Source organism: Cellulomonas fulva, assembly GCF_018531375.1.
GTDB classification, from domain to species: domain Bacteria; phylum Actinomycetota; class Actinomycetes; order Actinomycetales; family Cellulomonadaceae; genus Cellulomonas; species Cellulomonas fulva.
The window spans coordinates 109,002-126,854 of sequence record NZ_JAHBOH010000001.1 but is presented as its reverse complement, the minus strand read 5'-3'; the positions used below and the strand labels follow the sequence as shown (position 1 = coordinate 126,854).

Annotated in this window: 18 protein-coding genes; 13 read left to right on the top strand and 5 right to left on the bottom strand. The window is 72.9% G+C overall.

Annotated features, from left to right (window positions below; all coding sequences use genetic code 11):
* Positions 1-9: 9 nt before the first annotated feature.
* The 4 genes from KIN34_RS00560 (at position 10) to KIN34_RS00545 (ending at position 3,160) form a co-directional block, all read left to right on the top strand.
* The gene (locus KIN34_RS00560) at positions 10-381 is read left to right on the top strand and encodes a twin-arginine translocase TatA/TatE family subunit (protein ID WP_214345788.1); all 372 of its coding nucleotides are present in this window, start codon (positions 10-12) and stop codon (positions 379-381) included.
* Positions 382-474: 93 nt separating this feature from the next.
* On the top strand, positions 475-1,497 hold the full coding sequence (gene trpS / locus KIN34_RS00555) for a tryptophan--tRNA ligase (protein ID WP_214345787.1): 1,023 nt from the start codon (positions 475-477) through the stop codon (positions 1,495-1,497).
* On the top strand, positions 1,494-2,084 hold the full coding sequence (locus KIN34_RS00550; protein ID WP_214345786.1) for a 2'-5' RNA ligase family protein: 591 nt from the start codon (positions 1,494-1,496) through the stop codon (positions 2,082-2,084). The genes trpS and KIN34_RS00550 overlap by 4 nt, the downstream gene beginning before the upstream one ends.
* 56 nt (positions 2,085-2,140) lie before the next feature.
* Positions 2,141-3,160, top strand: coding sequence for a YihY/virulence factor BrkB family protein (locus tag KIN34_RS00545; protein ID WP_214345785.1), 1,020 nt, complete (start codon positions 2,141-2,143; stop codon positions 3,158-3,160).
* A gap of 4 nt (positions 3,161-3,164) precedes the next feature.
* On the opposite strand, the gene KIN34_RS00540 is transcribed toward KIN34_RS00545, so the two are convergent.
* Genes KIN34_RS00540 through sdhC form a run of 5 tightly spaced genes read right to left on the bottom strand, consistent with a single transcriptional unit; the run spans position 3,165 to position 7,431 of the window.
* Positions 3,165-3,917: a phosphotransferase gene (locus tag KIN34_RS00540; protein ID WP_214345784.1), complete on the bottom strand. Its 753-nt coding sequence runs from the start codon at positions 3,915-3,917 to the stop codon at positions 3,165-3,167.
* A 15-nt stretch (positions 3,918-3,932) separates the two neighbouring features.
* Positions 3,933-4,694 (bottom strand): succinate dehydrogenase iron-sulfur subunit, encoded by a 762-nt coding sequence (locus KIN34_RS00535; protein ID WP_214345783.1) that lies wholly within the window; start codon positions 4,692-4,694, stop codon positions 3,933-3,935.
* A complete protein-coding gene (gene sdhA / locus KIN34_RS00530) occupies positions 4,694-6,541 on the bottom strand; it encodes a succinate dehydrogenase flavoprotein subunit (RefSeq protein WP_214345782.1) in 1,848 nt (615 codons plus the stop codon). The genes KIN34_RS00535 and sdhA overlap by 1 nt, the downstream gene beginning before the upstream one ends.
* A 12-nt stretch (positions 6,542-6,553) precedes the next feature.
* Positions 6,554-7,012 (bottom strand): succinate dehydrogenase, hydrophobic membrane anchor protein, encoded by a 459-nt coding sequence (gene sdhD / locus KIN34_RS00525; RefSeq protein ID WP_214345781.1) that lies wholly within the window; start codon positions 7,010-7,012, stop codon positions 6,554-6,556.
* Positions 7,012-7,431: a succinate dehydrogenase, cytochrome b556 subunit gene (gene sdhC, locus KIN34_RS00520; RefSeq protein WP_214345780.1), complete on the bottom strand. Its 420-nt coding sequence runs from the start codon at positions 7,429-7,431 to the stop codon at positions 7,012-7,014. The genes sdhD and sdhC overlap by 1 nt, the downstream gene beginning before the upstream one ends.
* 229 nt (positions 7,432-7,660) lie before the next feature.
* On the opposite strand from sdhC, the gene KIN34_RS00515 reads away from it, so the two are divergent.
* The 9 genes from KIN34_RS00515 to KIN34_RS00475 all read left to right on the top strand — a co-directional run bounded on the left by KIN34_RS00515 (position 7,661) and on the right by KIN34_RS00475 (position 17,820).
* Entirely contained in the window at positions 7,661-8,773 is a 1,113-nt protein-coding gene (locus tag KIN34_RS00515; RefSeq protein WP_214345779.1) for a mannose-1-phosphate guanylyltransferase, read from the top strand.
* Positions 8,770-9,291 carry a hypothetical protein gene (locus tag KIN34_RS00510; RefSeq protein ID WP_214345778.1) on the top strand — a complete coding sequence of 174 codons (522 nt, stop codon included), beginning with the start codon at positions 8,770-8,772 and terminating at the stop codon, positions 9,289-9,291. The genes KIN34_RS00515 and KIN34_RS00510 overlap by 4 nt, the downstream gene beginning before the upstream one ends.
* A 73-nt stretch (positions 9,292-9,364) precedes the next feature.
* Positions 9,365-10,609 (top strand): amidohydrolase, encoded by a 1,245-nt coding sequence (locus tag KIN34_RS00505; RefSeq protein ID WP_372449546.1) that lies wholly within the window; start codon positions 9,365-9,367, stop codon positions 10,607-10,609.
* 203 nt (positions 10,610-10,812) lie between these two features.
* Complete coding sequence (locus tag KIN34_RS00500; protein WP_214345777.1) at positions 10,813-11,934, top strand: BMP family lipoprotein; 1,122 nt, start codon at positions 10,813-10,815, stop codon at positions 11,932-11,934.
* 105 nt (positions 11,935-12,039) lie between these two features.
* Positions 12,040-13,560 (top strand): ABC transporter ATP-binding protein, encoded by a 1,521-nt coding sequence (locus KIN34_RS00495; RefSeq protein ID WP_214345776.1) that lies wholly within the window; start codon positions 12,040-12,042, stop codon positions 13,558-13,560.
* Positions 13,557-14,825, top strand: a complete 1,269-nt coding sequence (locus KIN34_RS00490; RefSeq protein ID WP_214345775.1) for an ABC transporter permease — start codon at positions 13,557-13,559, stop codon at positions 14,823-14,825. Before KIN34_RS00495 ends, KIN34_RS00490 begins: the two co-directional genes overlap by 4 nt.
* Positions 14,822-16,117, top strand: a complete 1,296-nt coding sequence (locus KIN34_RS00485) for an ABC transporter permease (protein ID WP_214345774.1) — start codon at positions 14,822-14,824, stop codon at positions 16,115-16,117. Before KIN34_RS00490 ends, KIN34_RS00485 begins: the two co-directional genes overlap by 4 nt.
* The gene (locus KIN34_RS00480) at positions 16,117-16,521 is read left to right on the top strand and encodes a cytidine deaminase (RefSeq protein WP_214345773.1); all 405 of its coding nucleotides are present in this window, start codon (positions 16,117-16,119) and stop codon (positions 16,519-16,521) included. Before KIN34_RS00485 ends, KIN34_RS00480 begins: the two co-directional genes overlap by 1 nt.
* Before the next feature lie 9 nt (positions 16,522-16,530).
* On the top strand, positions 16,531-17,820 hold the full coding sequence (locus KIN34_RS00475) for a thymidine phosphorylase (RefSeq protein ID WP_214345772.1): 1,290 nt from the start codon (positions 16,531-16,533) through the stop codon (positions 17,818-17,820).
* Positions 17,821-17,853 lie beyond the last annotated feature (33 nt).

The window sequence follows — 17,853 nt, the reverse complement described above, 5'->3', positions numbered from 1 at the left end:
CCTGTGCCGGTGTTCGACATCAACGGCGGCGAGTTCCTGGTGCTGCTCGTCGTCGCCGCTCTGGTGATCGGACCGCAGCGCCTGCCGGGCTACGCCGAGCAGCTCGCCTCCCTGGTGCGCCGGGGCCGGGACTGGATCTCGCAGGCCCGCACCCGGATCGACGACGAGGCCGGCGACCTGGGCGTGGACTGGGCCGCGCTGGACCCCCGCAAGTACGACCCACGGCGGATCGTCCGCGACGCGCTGCTCGACCCCGAGCCGGCCGGATCGGGCGCGAGCCGGTCCACCGCGGCAGCGGCCATGGCCGCCGCGACGCAGCCGCGGCCCGCGGCCGCCGCGCCCCTCGTCGGGCCGGCGCCGTTCGACGACGAGGCGACCTGACACCCACCCCCCAGAACGACGTGGCCTGCGGGATCGCCGACCCCGTACGCTCACCAGGACCCTGATCCACCACCGCCACAGATTGGTCTCGCAGTGCCCCAGCCTCAGCGCGTCTTCTCCGGGATGCAGCCCACGTCGGACTCGCTCCAGCTCGGCAACTACCTGGGCGCGCTGACGCAGTGGGTGGCCCTCCAGGAGGGCAACGAGGCGATCTACTGCGTGGTCGACCTGCACGCGCTGACGGTCGCGCCGGACCCGTCCGTGCTGCGCGAGCGGACCCGCCGCACCGCGGCCCAGTACCTCGCGGCGGGCGTGGACCCGGCGCGCTCGCTGCTGTTCGTGCAGTCGCACGTCGCCGAGCACGCCGAGCTCGCCTGGCTGCTGTCCTGCCTCACGGGCTACGGCGAGGCCGCCCGGATGACGCAGTTCAAGGACAAGTCCGCCAAGCAGGGGGCCGAGGGCACCACGGTAGGGCTGTTCACCTACCCCGTGCTGATGGCCGCCGACATCCTGCTCTACGACACGCACTCGGTCCCGGTGGGCGAGGACCAGCGCCAGCACCTGGAGCTCACGCGGGACCTGGCGCAGCGCCTCAACGCGCGCTTCGGCAAGGACACCGTCGTGGTCCCCGAGCCGCACATCGTCAAGGCGACGGCCAAGATCTACGACCTCCAGGACCCGACGGCCAAGATGAGCAAGTCGGCGGCGTCGCCGAACGGGCTCATCGAGCTGCTCGACAACCCGAAGACCATCGCGAAGCGCATCCGCTCGGCGGTGACCGACACGGGCCGGGAGATCCGCTTCGACCCCGAGGCCAAGCCCGGCATCTCGAACCTGCTGACGATCTACTCCGCGCTCACGGGCCGCACGGTCCCCGAGCTCGAGGCCGACTACGCGGGCAAGGGGTACGGCGACCTCAAGGTGGACCTCGCCGACGTCGTCGTCGACTGGGTCACTCCCTTCCAGGCGCGCGTGCACGAGTACCTCGACGACCCGGCGCACCTCGACGACGTGCTGGCGAAGGGCGCCGAGCGGGCCCGGGAGATCGCGTCCGTGACGCTCGACCGCGTGTACGAGCGCACCGGCCTGCTGGCTCGTCGGCCGGGGCGCGCATGAGGCTGCCGGAGCGATCCGGCGACCAGGTGATCGTCGGCGTCGCGATCACCGTCCCCGAGCCCTACGGCGCCCAGCTGCAGGAGGCTCGCGCACGACTGGGCGACCCGTGGGCGGCGTTCATCCCGCCGCACGTGACGCTCGTCGGCCCCACGGCGGTGGCGCCGGCGGACGCGGCCGAGGTGGACGCGCACCTGGCGGCCGTCGCGTCGCGGTGCAGCCCGTTCGTGCTGCGGCTGCGCGGCACGGCGACGTTCCGGCCCGTCTCGCCGGTCGCGTTCGTGCAGGTGGCGGACGGCATCGCGGGCTGCGAGGAGCTGGAGACCGCGATCCGGAGCGGCCCCCTCGCGCAGGAGCTGCGGTTCCACTACCACCCGCACGTCACCGTCGCGCACGAGCTCTCGGACGAGCAGCTCGACGCCGCGCTCGAGGAGCTCGCGGACTTCGACGCCTCGTTCGTCGTCACCCGCTTCCACTGCTACCAGCGGGGGGACGACGAGGTCTGGCGCCCGCAGGCGGAGTACCGCCTCACCGGCCGCGCCCGGCGGCACGACACCCCCGCGGACGCGGCGTCGGTCTGGGACGTCTGACCGCCAGTCCCTCCGCTCGGGGTGCCGAGCCACCGGGCCGCGCCTAGCCTCGTGACGTGGACGAACGCGAGGCGGGCAGGACGCAGGCACCTGAGGCGAGCGCCGAGGTCGTCGAGCCCGCCGCGGGCTCCGGGACGGCGCACCGCCGGGCGGCGGCCGCGACGGGCGACCCCGTCGGCAGCCACGGCCCGAGCCTGGTCGACCGCGCGAAGGCCGCGCTCGCGTGGTGGCAGCGCACGCGCCCGGCCCGGGCCAACGCGCGGTTCGGCGCCCGTGGCGGCGGGGTCCTGACGGGTGGCATCGCGTACGCCACGCTGTTCTCGGTCTTCGCGGCGCTGACGTTCGCCTGGACCGTCTTCATGGCGGTGCTCGGCGGGAACAAGGAGCTCCGCCAGCAGGTGCTCGACGCGATCGACGAGGCGCTGCCCGGCCTGGTCGACAACGGCAGCAACGACGGCGTGATCTCTCCGGACGACCTCCAGCTCAGCGCCGGCCTCACGGTCGCGGGCATCATCGCGGTGGTGGTGCTGCTGCTCTCCGCGCTCGCCGCGACGGGCGCGCTGCGCACGGGGGTGCGCGCGATGTTCGCCGACGAGGCGGGTGGCGGTGACAACGCGGTCCTCGGGAAGCTGCGGCAGCTCGCGGGGCTCGCGGGGTTCGCGTTCGCGATCCTGCTCTCGGTGCTGCTGACCACGGGCGCGACGGCCGCCGCGCAGTGGGTCCTGCAGGGGCTCGACTGGGGCGGCGTCGCGACGGTGGCGGTGCAGGCCGTCGGGATCCTGGTGGCGCTCGTCGTGGACCTCGGTGTGTTCGTGCTGGTGGTGCGCGTCCTGGCAGGAGAGTCGCCGCCGACCCGCGACCTCCTGTGGGGGGCGCTCATCGCTGCCGTGGGCATCGGTGTGGTCCGCTACCTCGGCACCTCGGTGGTCGCCGGGAGCATCTCGAAGAACCCCGCGCTCGCGCCGTTCGCGGTGATCGTGACCCTGCTGCTGTGGGTCAACCTCATCGCGCGGATCATGCTGCTCGCGTCGGCGTGGGTCGCGAACCCGCCCCAGGACGCGCCCGACGAGGCCTGAGGCCTCAGCGCCCGAGGGCGTCCACGATCTCGTCGGTGCGGGCCACCAGGACCTCGAGCCGGGCGAGCGTCGCCGCCGGCTCGCCGATCTCCCCGAGCCGGAGCATGCCCGCGTCCCCCGCGCGCTGGCCCCCGGCGATGCGGTCCGCGGCGTCACGCATCCGGCGCTCCACGTGCCGCAGGAGCCGGGCGGGCTCCACGTCGCCGTAGGCGTCGGCGATGACGCGCAGCCCGTGCGCCATGCGGCCGGCGTCGTCGTCGGGGAACAGCAGGGGCGAGACCCACGCGAGGATCGCCAGGTCGTCCAGCGGGACCCCCGGGCCGGCCACGTCCCAGTCGAAGACCCCGACGAGCTCGTCGCCGTCGAACGCGAGGTTGTACATCGCCGCGTCGTGGTGGCAGACGATCTCACCGGGCGCGAGGGCGCGCTCGACGAAGCGCCACCGGCGCGGGCCGCGGTCGAACCCGGCCACCACCGCGTGGAAGTCGCGGAGCCAGCGCGCGGCGGAGGCGAGCTGGGCGTCGGTCAGCGCGCGCTCGCCGACGGGCACCACCTCGCCGGGCAGGTAGTCCAGGACCTCGCGGCCCTGCTCGTCGAACCCGTGCACGCGCGGGACCGCCCGCAGCCCGGCGGCCTGCAGGAAGCCCAGCAGCTCGTGCACCGCGGGCGTCCACGGTCCCGTCGGGCGGCGCACGGTCGACCCGACGAGCACCGCCCCGCCGACGTTGCCGCCCGGCAGCGGGACCTCGACGTCCATCAGGAGACCCCGGCCCTAGAAGGCGCGCGTGATCATCGCGCGCTTCACCTCTTGGATCGCCTTTGTCACCTCGATGCCGCGCGGGCACGCCTCGGTGCAGTTGAAGGTCGTGCGGCAGCGCCACACGCCCTCCTTGTCGTTGAGGATCTCGAGGCGCTGCGCACCGCCCTCGTCGCGGCTGTCGAAGATGAACCGGTGCGCGTTGACGATCGCGGCGGGGCCGAAGTACTGCCCGTCGGTCCAGAACACGGGGCAGGACGACGTGCACGCGGCGCACAGGATGCACTTGGTGGTGTCGTCGAACCGCTCGCGCTGCTCGGCGGACTGCAGGCGCTCCTTGCTCGGCTCGTTCCCCGTGGTGATGAGGAACGGCATGATCTCGCGGTACGACGCGAAGAACGGCTCCATGTCGACCACGAGGTCCTTGACCACGGGCAGGCCCTTGATGGGCTCGACCGTGATCGGCTTGCTCGGGTCCAGGTCCTTCAGCAGCGTCTTGCAGGCCAGACGGTTGCGGCCGTTGATCCGCATCGCGTCGGACCCGCACACGCCGTGCGCGCAGGAGCGACGGAACGTGAGCGAGCCGTCCTCCTCCCACTTGACCTTGTGCAGGGCGTCGAGCACGCGGTCGGTGCCGTGCGCCTGGACCTGGAACTCGTCCCAGCGGGTCACGGCCGTGCCGTCGTCGGCGGGCAGGTGGCGCAGGACCCGGAGGGTGACCGTGAACGACGGCACGGCACCGACCTCGGAGGGGGCGCCCTCGAGCGTGGCAGTCATCAGTACTTGCGCTCCATCGGCTGGTAGCGGGTCACGTTGACGTGCTTGGAGCCCAGCACGAGCTGGTACCCGTCGAAGACCTCGGTGTGGTGGAAGGGACCCTCGGCGTCCCCGTCGGAGTCACCGCCCCACTGCCGGCCGTCGGCCTGCAGGGGTCGGCGGTACGCCATGGTGTGGCGCATGAACTTCTCGTCGTCCCGGTCGGGGAAGTCCTCGCGGAAGTGACCGCCGCGCGACTCCTCGCGGCGCAGCGCCCCGACGACGACGGTCTCGGCGATGTCGAGCAGGAAGCCCAGCTCGACCGCCTCGAGCAGGTCGGTGTTGAACGTGCGCGACTTGTCCTGCACGGAGACCGCCTGGTACCGCTTGCGGAGCGCCTTGACGTCGTCGAGCGCCTGCGTCAGGGAGTCCCGGGTGCGGAACACCTGGGCGTTGGCGTCCATCGTCTCCTGCAGCGCCCGGCGGATGTCCGCGACCCGCTCGCCGTCGCCGCGCGTGCGGATCGTCTCGAGCTCCGCCTCCACGACGACCGCGGGGTCCTGCGGCAGCTCGACGAACGACGCCGTGGCCGCGTACGCCGCGGCCGCCTTGCCGGCTCGCTTGCCGAAGACGTTGATGTCGAGCAGCGAGTTGGTGCCCAGGCGGTTGGAGCCGTGAACGGAGACGCACGCGACCTCGCCGGCGGCGTACAGGCCCTTGATGACGTCGGTCTCGTTGCGCAGGACCTCGCCCTCGATGTTCGTCGGGATGCCGCCCATCGCGTAGTGCGCGGTGGGGTACACCGGGACGGGCTCGGTATAGGGCTCGATGCCCAGGTACGTGCGGGCGAACTCGGTGATGTCCGGGAGCTTGGCGTCGATGTGTGCGGGCTCGAGGTGCGTGAGGTCGAGCAGGACGTAGTCCTTGTTCGGCCCGGCGCCGCGGCCCTCGCGGACCTCGTTCGCCATGGAGCGGGCGACGATGTCGCGCGGCGCCAGGTCCTTGATCGTCGGGGCGTAGCGCTCCATGAACCGCTCGCCCTCGGAGTTGCGCAGGATCGCGCCCTCGCCGCGCGCGGCCTCCGAGAGCAGGATGCCCAGGCCGGCCAGGCCCGTCGGGTGGAACTGGAAGAACTCCATGTCCTCGAGCGGGATGCCGCGCCGGTAGGCCAGGGCCATGCCGTCGCCGGTGAGGGTGTGCGCGTTGCTCGTCGTCTTGAAGATCTTGCCCGCGCCGCCGGTGGCGAACACGACCGACTTGGCCTGGAAGACGTGGATCTCGCCCGTCGCGAGCTCGTACGCCACGACGCCGGAGACGTTGACCTCCTCGCCGTCGGGCACGTGGCCCGCCGCGAGGTCGTGGTCGACCAGCAGGTCCAGGACGTAGAACTCGTTGAAGAACTCGACCTCGTTCTTCACGCACTGCTGGTAGAGCGTCTGCAGGATCATGTGACCCGTGCGGTCCGCGGCGTAGCAGGAGCGGCGCACCGCGGCCTCGCCGTGGTTGCGCGTGTGCCCGCCGAACCGGCGCTGGTCGATCCGGCCCTCGGGCGTGCGGTTGAACGGCAGGCCCATCTTCTCCAGGTCGAGCACCGCGTCGATGGCCTCCTTGGCCATCACCTCGGCGGCGTCCTGGTCGACCAGGTAGTCACCGCCCTTGACGGTGTCGAACGTGTGCCACTCCCAGTTGTCCTCCTCGACGTTGGCGAGCGCGGCGCACATGCCGCCCTGCGCCGCGCCGGTGTGGGAGCGGGTCGGGTAGAGCTTGCTGATCACGGCGGTGCGCACGCGGGTCGAGGACTCGAGCGCGGCGCGCATGCCGGCGCCGCCCGCACCGACGATCACGACGTCGTACTGATGGGTCTGCATCCGGGGTTCCTCTCAGGCCGTGCAGAAGGACGGCAGCAGGTCGAGCGGCGCGTCGGTGGGGCACGGGTCGAACGTGAAGATCACGAGCGTGCCGAGGACCACGGTCACGACGAACGCGAGGTACAGGAGGCCCTTGAGCACCAGGCGCGTCCCGTCCTTCTCCGCGTAGTCGTTGACGATCGTCCGCATGCCGTTGGTGCCGTGGATCATCGCGAGCCAGAGCATGAGCAGGTCCCAGACCTGCCACAGCGGCGACGCCCACTTGCCGGCGACGAAGCCGAAGTCGATCGCCTTGACGCCCTCGCCCGCGACCAGGTTCACGAACAGGTGCCCGAAGATCAGGATCAGGAGCAGCACGCCGGACGCGCGCATGAAGACCCAGCCGTAGAGCTCGGTGTTGCCGCGCGTGGTGAGGCGCGACGGGCGGGCGCGCGGCGGACGCGGCGCCTTGGGGTCGGCGATGGTGGTCATCACTCGCCTCCGAACACGTGCATGAGGTGCCGCGGCAGGAAGCCGGCCATGGTCACGACGAACAGGCCGAGGACCACCCAGAGCATCACGCGCTGGTACTTCGGGCCCTTGGCCCAGAAGTCGACCAGGATGATCCGGATGCCGTTGAAGGCGTGGAACACGATCGCGGCGACGAGGCCGGCCTCGCCGAGGCCCATGATCGGGTTCTTGTAGGTGCCGATCACGTCGTTGTACGCCTCGGGGGAGACGCGCACGAGCGAGGTGTCGAGCACGTGCACCAGGAGGAAGAAGAAGATCGCGACGCCGGTCACGCGGTGCGCGACCCACGACCACATGCCTTCACGGCCTCGGTAGAGCGTGCCGACGGGCGCCTTCTTCCTCGCGGGTGGCGAGGAGGGCGCGGTAGGCGCTGCGGACACGGGGGGTGCCTCCTGGCGAGTCAGGGGTGGGACGGCGTCGTCCCGTGGGCTGCTTCACTGTAACGACCGCGACGGGCGTCGCCCTACCGCGGTGGGCCCAAGGTCCCTCCGTGTGAGCAAGTCCACAGGATGGGACGGCGCGGCAGCCCGACCCGCCGGCCGCGTAGACGCGGCTCCGGCGACCCGGGAACGACCGCCCTGCCGGGACGCCGCGGCTACCCTGACCCGCATGTCGACGCCCATCCCCGGCTTCCACGCCGTCGTGCCCGCGGGCGGTGCCGGCACGCGCCTGTGGCCGCTGTCCCGCGCCGGTCACCCCAAGTTCCTGCTCGACCTCACCGGGTCCGGGCGCACGCTGCTGCAGGCCACGGTCGACCGGCTGGTCCCGCTCACGGGCCCGCGGGGCGTGGTCGTCGTGACGGGCACGCGGCACGCGGCCGCGGTCGCGGAGCAGGTCCCCGGGCTCGCCGCCGGCGACGAGCGGGGCCGGCTGCTCGTCGAGCCCTCGCCGCGCGACTCGATGGCGGCGATCGGGCTCGCGGCCGCGGTGCTGCTCGAGCGGCACGGCGAGGACGTCGTGATCGGCTCCTTCGCGGCGGACCACGTCATCGACGGGTCGGCGGAGTTCGAGCGCGCGGTCCGCGAGGCGGTCGTGGCGGCGCGCGCCGGCTTCGTCGCGACGATCGGGATCGCGGCCACCGGGCCGTCGACGGCGTTCGGCTACGTCCGCTCGGCGTCGCCGCTCGGGCTGGACGGCGCCCCGAGCGCGCGCCACGTCGCCGGCTTCACCGAGAAGCCGGACGCGCAGACGGCGGCCGAGTACCTCGCGACGGGGGAGTACCGCTGGAACGCGGGCATGTTCGTCGTCCGGGCCGACGTGCTGCTCGAGCACCTCGAGACGCAGCTCCCGACGCTGGCCGAGGGCCTGCGGGAGATCGCGCGGTCCTGGGACACGGGCGCGCGGGACGAGGTGCTCGCGCGCGTGTGGCCGGCCCTGACCCGGATCGCGATCGACCACGCGATCGCCGAGCCGGTCGCGGCGGCGGGCGGCGTCGCGGTGGTCCCGGGCGAGTTCGGCTGGGACGACGTCGGCGACTTCGCCTCGCTCGCCTCGCTGCTGGCGACGCCGACGCTCGGCGACGAGGCCGCGGTCCTGCGCGTCGGGGCGCCGGACGCGTTCGTCGTCCCCGCCGCCGGGCGGACCGTGAGCGTCGTCGGGCTGCCGGACGCGGTCGTCGTCGACACCGCCGACGCGCTCCTGGTCACGACGCGCGCGCACGCGCAGCAGGTCAAGGGCGCCGTCGACGGCTGGCGCGGCGCGGGGCGGGACGACCTGCTGTGACCGAGCCGCTGGTCGTGCGGTACCGGCCCGAGGCCCGCGCGGACTTCGCGCGCCGGTCGACGCAGGAGCGGGTCAGCCGGGGGCGCGCCGCGATCGGGCTGAGCGTCCTGGTCGCGCTGCTGGTCCTGGTCCCGTTCGTCGTGGTCAACGCCACGCAGGGGTTCGAGGCGGTCTCGCTCCTGCTGCTGCTGGTCCTGGTCCCGCTGCCGCTGCTCGCGTGGTGGGGCCGCGAGCGCCTGCGGGCCGCACCGGCCGTGCTCGACGAGGTCGCGTTCGTCGTCGGGGACGACGAGATCCGGTTCGCGGAGCAGCCGTCGGCAGCGGCGACCATGCAGGCCGTGCCCGCCGAGTCCTGGCCGACCGCGGGCACGACCGCCCAGGTGCGGCCGTCGGCGGCGCTCGGCGAGCACCTGGAGCTGCACAGCGCGGACGGGCGCCGTCGCGCGTACCCGACCGAGATGCTCGAGCTGCCCGCACCGGAGGTCGCCGCGCAGGTCACCGAGCGCGCGCAGCGCTGAGGGCGGGGCGCCGCGGGGTGGGACGCGTCGACCCCGCGCACCGGTGCGGGGATAACCTCGCGTGGTGCCTGTGCTGCCCGGTCCCACCGTCCCGTCGCTCGACTCCCTGCGCCCCGCGCCGGCCACGGCCGCGGCGCTGCGCCTGACGCAGCTGGTCGCCTCGCTGCGCGACGAGCTCGTCGAGACCCGGCGTGACCTGCACGCCCACCCGGAGCTCGCGCGCACCGAGGAGCGCACCACGCGCGTGGTGGCGGACCGGCTCCGGGTGGCCGGGCTCGAGCCGCACCTGCTGCCCGGCAGCGGGCTCGTGTGCGACATCGGCCCGGGCCACGCGGCCACGGGTCGGGGCCGGGTCGCGCTGCGCGCCGACCTCGACGCGCTGCCGGTGGCCGACGAGTGCGGCCTGCCGTGGACGTCGACGCACCGGGGGGTCGCGCACGCGTGCGGCCACGACGTGCACACCACGGCCGTGCTCGGGGCGGGGCTCGCGCTCGCGGAGCTCGCGGCCGCCGGCGAGCTCGCCGCGGGCGTCCGGCTCGTCTTCCAGCCCGCGGAGGAGGTGCAGCCCGGCGGCTCGCTCGACGTGATCCGCGAGGGCGCGCTGGACGGCGTCTCGTCGATCTTCGCGGTGCACTGCGACCCGAAGCTCGACGTCGGCCTGGTCGGCACGCGCATCGGCCCCATCACCTCGGCCAGCGACGAGGTCACGGTCACGTTCACCGGGCCCGGCGGTCACACGTCGCGACCGCACCTGACGGGCGACCTGGTCTACGCGATGGCGCAGGTGGTGACGCAGGTCCCCGCGATCCTGGGCCGGCGGCTCGACCCGCGCTCGGGCGTCAACCTCACGTGGGGTGCGGTGCAGGCCGGTGTCGCGCACAACGTGATCCCCGGCTCCGGCTCGGTGCGCGGCACGCTGCGCTGCCTGGACGTGCGCGCGTGGGAGAAGGCGTCGCAGGTGTTCCACGACGCGGTGGAGCAGGTGGTCGCCCCCTACGGCGTCGAGGTCGAGATCCGGCACCAGCGCGGCGTCCCGCCGGTGGAGAACGACGAGCGCGCCACGGGTGTGCTCGAGGCCGCCGCGCGCGACGTGCTCGGGGAGGCGTCGGTCACGCTCACGGAGCAGTCGCTCGGTGGCGAGGACTTCGCGTGGTACCTGCAGAAGGTGCCGGGCGCGATGGCGCGGCTCGGCACGCGCACCCCCGGCGGGCGCACGTACGACATCCACCAGGGCGACCTCGTCGTCGACGAGCGGGCGGTCGAGGCCGGTGCGCTCCTCCTGGCGCGTGCGGCGCTCCTCGCCGGCGCCCGGCCCTGACGCGTCTCGCATCGCGGAACCTCGGTCCGCCACCTGGGCCGATGTTCCAACTCCGTAACGGAACCTGCGGAGATACCCGCCGGTAACCTGCGCGTCATCCACCGCTCACTAGAGTCCAGTCATCGATGCCGGCGCGCGCCCGGGAGCCCCGCGGGGCCCGGACCGACGCGGTCAGGCGTTCTGACGACAATCAGGAGAGACGCGTGAAGAAGCTCATCCAGGTGGCCGCGCTCAGCGGCGCCGTCGCCCTCGCGCTCGCGGCGTGCGGCGACGCCCCCGACGACACCACCTCGACCCCGGGCGGCACGGAGACCATGGCCGGCTCCGCCGAGCCCACGACGGCGACGTCGGACTTCAAGGGCTGCATCGTCTCCGACGAGGGCGGCTTCGACGACAAGAGCTTCAACCAGCTCTCCTACGAGGGCGCGAAGAAGGCCGTCACCGAGCTGGGCGGCCAGTTCGCCGAGGTCCAGTCCGACGCGGCGACCGAGTTCGCGGGCAACCTGCAGAGCCTCGTCTCCGAGGGCTGCGACACGATCGTCTCCGTCGGGTTCGCGCTGTCGGCCGACACGGTCACGTCGGCGACGGACAACGCCGACCTGCACTACATCCTGGTCGACGACGCCGCGGACAACGACTTCGACGGCACCAAGGACGCGGAGAACATCAAGCCGCTCCTCTACGACACGGCGCAGGCCGCGTTCCTCGCGGGCTACCTCTCGGCCGGCTACTCGCAGGCCGGCAAGGTCGGCACCTTCGGCGGCCAGCCCTACCCGACCGTCACGATCTTCATGGACGGCTTCAAGCAGGGCGTCGAGTACTACAACAAGCAGAAGGGCGCGAGCGTCCAGGTCGTCGGCTTCGAGGGCGGCGACAAGGGCTCGTTCACCGGTGGCTTCGCGGCCAACGACGACGCCAAGCAGGTCGCGGCCGGCATCATCGACCAGGGCGTCGACGTGATCCTCCCCGTGGGTGGCCCGATCTACCAGTCCGCCATGGACGCCATCGCCGACTCGGGCCGCGACGTCGCGCTCATCGGCGCGGACGCCGACGTGTTCAACACGGACCCGAAGACGCAGGACATCATCCTGACCTCGATCCTGAAGAACATGGACGTCTCGACGTACGACGCCATGCTCGCGTCGGGCCAGGGCAACTGGGACCCCGAGGCGTACATCGGCACGCTCGAGAACGGCGGCGTCGGCATCGCCCCGCTGCACAACTTCGAGGGCAAGGTGGACCCGGCGCTCGTGGCCGAGGTCGACCAGCTCAAGCAGGACATCATCGACGGCAAGGTCGAGGTCACGTCCTACCTCGCTCAGTGACGCGAGCGTCCTGACGGGACCTGTCAGACACGGCGGGGAGGCCTGCACGGCCTCCCCGCCGCGTGTCGTCGTGCGGCGGACGCCGCTCCTCACGAGGATCACCACATGAGGCTTGAGCTTCGAGGCATCACCAAGCGGTTCGGGGCGCTCGTCGCCAACGACCACATCGACCTGGTCGTCGAGCCGGGCGAGATCCACTGCCTGCTGGGCGAGAACGGCGCGGGCAAGTCCACGCTGATGAACGTGCTGTACGGGCTGTACACCGCGGACGAGGGCGAGATCCTCCTGGACGACGAGGTCCAGCACTTCTCGGGCCCGGGCGACGCGATGGCGGCCGGCATCGGCATGGTCCACCAGCACTTCATGCTCATCCCGGTCTTCACCGTCGCGGAGAACGTCATGCTCGGCCACGAGCAGACCCGCGGCGGCGGCCGGCTCGACCTGGAGGCGGGCCGCGCGAAGGTGCGCGAGATCGCCGACCGGTTCGGCTTCCACGTCGACCCCGACGCCCTCGTCGAGGAGCTCCCGGTGGGCGTGCAGCAGCGGGTCGAGATCATCAAGGCGCTGTCCCGCGACGCCAAGGTCCTCGTGTTCGACGAGCCGACCGCGGTGCTCACGCCCCAGGAGACGGACGAGCTCATGGCGATCATGCGCCAGCTGCGGTCCGAGGGCGTCGCGATCGTCTTCATCACCCACAAGCTGCGCGAGGTGCGCGAGGTCGCCGACCGGATCACGGTCGTGCGCCGCGGGGCGATCGTCGGCGAGGCGTCGCCCGGCGCGAGCGACGCCGAGCTCGCCGCGCTCATGGTGGGCCGCGCGGTCGAGCTGACGGTGCGCAAGGGCGCGCCCGCGTACGCCGAGTCGATGCTCGAGGTCAGCCACCTCGACGTGACCGACGAGCGCGGCACGGTCCTGGTCGACGACGTGTCCTTCACCGTGCGCGGCGGCGAGGTGCTCGTCGTCGCCGGCGTGCAGGGCAACGGGCAGACCGAGCTCGCCGAGGCGCTCGCGGGGCTGGCGCACGGCGTCACGGGCAGCATCACGCTCGACGGCCGCGAGCTCGTCGGGCTCACCGTGCGCCAGATCATCGACGCGGGGCTCGGCTACGTGCCCGAGGACCGCGGGGTGGACGGCCTGGTCGGCTCGTTCACGGTCGCGGAGAACCTCATGCTCAACCGCGCGGACGAGGCTCCGTTCGCGCGCCGCGGGCTGCTGCAGCTCGGGGCACGCGACACGTTCGCCCGCGAGAAGGTCGACGAGTTCGACATCCGCACGCAGGGCATCGAGGTGCCGGCGGGACGACTGTCCGGCGGCAACCAGCAGAAGGTCGTGCTGGCTCGCGAGCTCTCGCGCGAGCTGCGGCTGCTCGTCGCGTCGCAGCCCACGCGCGGCGTGGACGTCGGCTCGATCGAGTTCATCCACAAGCGCGTCGTCGAGACGCGTGACGCGGGCATCCCGGTGGTCGTGCTGGCGACCGAGCTCGACGAGGCCGTCGCGCTCGGCGACCGGATCATGGTGATGTACCGCGGCCGGGTCGTCGGCATCGTGCCGGCGACGACCCCGCGCGACGTGATCGGCCTGATGATGGCCGGCATCGCGCCCGACGACGCAGGAGCCGTGGCATGAGCGCGCCCGACGCAGCCACCGAGAACCCCGACCACCGCTGGCGCGACGCGGTCGCGCGCGCGACCTCCGGCGGGTGGGCGGTCGCGCTCGGCGCGGTCGTGCTCGCGGTGCTCGCCGGCTCGATCATGGTCGCCGTCACCGACCCCGAGGTGCAGGCCGCCGCGTCGTACTTCTTCGCGCGGCCGCTGGACCTGCTCTCGGCGGTCGGGGAGGCGGTGGGCGGCGCGTACACCGCGCTGTTCCGCGGCGCGGTCTACAACTACCAGGCGGACACGTTCGAGCAGGCGATCCGCCCGCTGACGCAGTCGCTGACGTACGCGACCCCGCTGATCCTCGCGGGTCTCGGCGTCGCGATCGGCTTCCGCTCCGGGATGTTCAACATCGGTGGCCAGGGCCAGATGCTGATGGCGGCCGCCGCGGCCGGCTGGGTCGGGTTCGGTGTCGACCTGCCCGCCGGGATCCACGTCACCGTCGCGGTGCTCGCGGGCGTCCTGGCCGGCGCGCTCTGGGCGGGCATCGCCGGCGTGCTCAAGGCGACCACCGGGGCGCACGAGGTGATCGTGACGATCATGCTCAACTACGTCGCGTTCTACCTGCTCTCCTACCTGCTCGCGACGCCCGGGCTGCTGCAGGCACCCGGCTCGGCGAACCCGAAGACGCCGCCCATGGCTCCCACCGCGATCCTGCCCCGCATCTTCGGCCCGCAGTACCAGCTGCACCTGGGCTTCGTCCTGGCCCTGGTCGCCGTCGTGGTGGTGTGGTGGCTCCTCAACCGGTCGAGCCTCGGGTTCCGGTTCCGGATGATCGGCGAGAACCAGTACGCCGCGCGCGTCGCCGGCGTCAACGTGCCGCGCACGATCGTCGGCTCGATGCTCGTCGGTGGTGCGCTGATCGGCGCCGCCGGGGCCACGCAGGTGCTCGGGCTGTCGACGAGCGGGTTCGGCTCGACGATCGACGCCGGCATCGGGTTCGACGCGATCACCGTCGCGCTGCTCGGTGGCTCCCAGCCCGTCGGCGTGCTGTTCGCGAGCCTCCTGTTCGGCGCGTTCAAGTCGGGCGGGACGACGATGCAGGCCGCCGAGGGCATCCCGATCGAGATCGTGCTCGTCGTGCAGTCGCTCATCGTGCTGTTCATCGCGGCTCCGCCGCTGGTCCGGGCGATCTTCCGGCTGCCTCAGCCGGACCGCCGCAGCACGACGCCACCGGCCGCCGCTGCGGCGATGGCCGCACCCACCACCCCGACGGCGGACGGAGCAGCTCGATGACCGCCCTGGCACCGGCCCCCGCGGCCGCCCCCAACGCCGGCGCGCACCGGCACGTGCAGGTCGTGAGCCGCAAGGCGCCGATCGGCTTCGCGGTCGTCACCGCGCTGTTCGCGCTGCTGCTGCTGCTCGTCCCGCGCGAGGGCGACGCGACCTTCCGGTTCGCGACGGAGACCGACTTCTTCACGATCCCGGACGCGACCGTCGACGGCATGACCACGGCGTGGCTGGCGATCGTCGTGATGGCCCTGTGCACCGCGGCCGCGTTCCTGCTCGTCGCGCGTCGCCGGCGCGTGCCCGTGTGGGTCACGCTCGTGTTCGCGTTCGTCTTCCTCGTCGGGTTCCTGGCCTGGGCGGCGGCCGGCAGCCAGGGGGACATCCCGGCCGTGAGGCTCGTCGGCGGCTCGGTCCTGCTGTCCGTGCCGATCGTGTTCGGCGCGCTCGGCGGGGTCGTCGGCGAGCGGGCCGGCGTCGTGAACATCGCGATCGAGGGCCAGCTCCTCGCCGGCGCGTTCACCGCGGCCTTCGTCGGGTCGCTCACCGACAGCCCGTGGGCCGGTCTGGTCGCGGCGGTCGTCTCGGGCGTCCTCGTGGCGCTCGTGCTCGGTCTGTTCGCGATCACCTACAAGGTGAACCAGGTCATCGTCGGCGTGGTGCTCAACGTCCTCGTCATCGGCGTGACCAGCTTCCTGTACTCCCAGGTGATGGTGCCCAAGGGCGAGACGCTCAACGACACCGACCGGTTCGAGCGCATCGCGCTGCCGGTGCTCTCGAAGATCCCCGTCCTCGGTCCGGCGCTGTTCAACCAGACGATCGTGATCTACCTGATGTACCTGCTCGTCCCCGCGGTGTGGTTCGCGCTCATGCGCACCCGCTGGGGCCTGCGGGTGCGCGCGGTCGGCGAGCACCCCACCGCGGCCGACACGGTCGGCATCAAGGTCGAGCGCACGCGGTACCGCGCTCTCATGATCGCGGGCGCCATCACCGGGGTCGGCGGCGCGTTCTACACCGTCGTCTCGGTGTCGTCGTTCGGCAAGGAGATGACCGCGGGCGCGGGCTTCATCGCCCTGGCGGCCGTGATCTTCGGCAAGTGGGACCCGATCGGCGCCGCGCTCGCCGCGCTGCTGTTCGGGTTCGCGTCGAACCTCGAGGGCGCGCTGTCGATCGTCGGCGCCCCCGTGCCCAGCCAGTTCATGCTCATGCTCCCGTACGTCGTGACGATCCTGGCCGTCGCCGGGCTCGTCGGGAAGTCGCGGGCACCGGCCGCCGACGGCGAGCCGTACGTCAAGGAGTGATGTCCGTGCCCGAGGTCGACTGGGACGCGCTGCGACAGGTCGCCACGGAGGCGATGCAGCGCGCGTACGTGCCCTACTCCCGCTTCCCGGTGGGCGCCGCCGCGCTCGTCGACGACGGTCGCGTCGTCTCCGGCTGCAACGTCGAGAACGCGAGCTACGGCGTCACGCTGTGCGCCGAGTGCTCGCTGGTGTCCGCGCTCGTCATGTCCGGCGGCGGCCGGCTCGTCGCCTTCACGTGCGTCGACGGCCACGGCACGGTCCTCATGCCGTGCGGACGGTGCCGCCAGCTGCTGTGGGAGCACGGCGGCGCGGGCCTGGTCCTCGAGACCGTGAGCGGGCTGCGGCCCATGACCGAGGTCCTGCCGGACGCCTTCGGGCCCGACGACCTGACCGAACGAGCCTGAGGAGCGGGCATGAGCGAGGCGTTCGACGCCGTCGACGTCATCGTCGCCAAGCGTGACGGGAAGCGGCTGACCGACGGGCAGATCGACTGGGTCATCGACGCGTACACGCGCGGCGTGGTGGCCGACGAGCAGATGTCCGCCCTCAACATGGCGATCCTGCTCAACGGCATGGACCGGGCGGAGATCGCGCGGTGGACCGCGGCCATGATCGCGTCCGGCGAGCGCATGTCGTTCGCGGGCCTGGGCCGGCCGACGTCGGACAAGCACTCGACCGGCGGCGTGGGGGACAAGATCACGCTGCCGCTGGCGCCGCTCGTCGCGGTCTTCGGCGTCGCGGTGCCGCAGCTCTCGGGCCGCGGGCTGGGCCACACCGGTGGGACGCTCGACAAGCTCGAGTCCATCCCCGGCTGGCGCGCCGCGCTGAGCAACGACGAGATGATGCGCCAGCTCGCCGACGTCGGCGCGGTGATCTGCCAGGCCGGCTCCGGCCTGGCCCCCGCGGACCGCAAGCTGTACGCGCTGCGGGACGTGACCGGCACGGTCGAGGCGATCCCGCTCATCGCGAGCTCGATCATGAGCAAGAAGATCGCCGAGGGCACGGGGTCGCTGGTCCTGGACGTCAAGGTCGGCTCGGGCGCCTTCATGAAGGACCTCGACGACGCGCGGGAGCTCGCGCGCACGATGGTCGACCTCGGCACGGACGCGGGCGTCACGACGGTCGCGCTGCTGACGGACATGTCGACGCCGCTCGGCCGGACGGCGGGCAACGCGCTCGAGGTCCGGGAGTCCCTCGAGGTGCTCGCGGGCGGCGGTCCCGACGACGTCGTCGAGCTGACCCTCGCGCTCGCGCGGGAGATGCTGGACGCCGCGGGGCGGCCCGACGCCGACCCCGCCGCGGCTCTCGCCGACGGCCGCGCCATGGACGTCTGGCGGCGCATGATCGAGGCGCAGGGCGGCGACGCCGACGCGCCGCTGCCGGTGGCCCGCGAGACCGAGCAGGTGCTCGCGGAGACGGACGGCGTGCTGACGACGCTGGACGCGTACGCGGTCGGCATCGCGGCCTGGCGCCTGGGCGCGGGCCGCGCCCGCAAGGAGGACCCGGTGCAGGCGGGCGCGGGCGTCGAGATCCACGTGCGCCCGGGCGAGAGCGTCCGCGCCGGCCAGCCCGTGCTGACGCTGCACACGGACACGCCCGAGCGGTTCGGCCGTGCGCGGGAGGCCCTCACGGGCGGCGTCGTCGTCGACCCGGCGGCGGCGCCGGGTGCCGGGCCGCTGGTGCTCGACCGCATCACCGCCTGACCTGCGCGCGTCCCGCGAGCGGACCAGGATGGG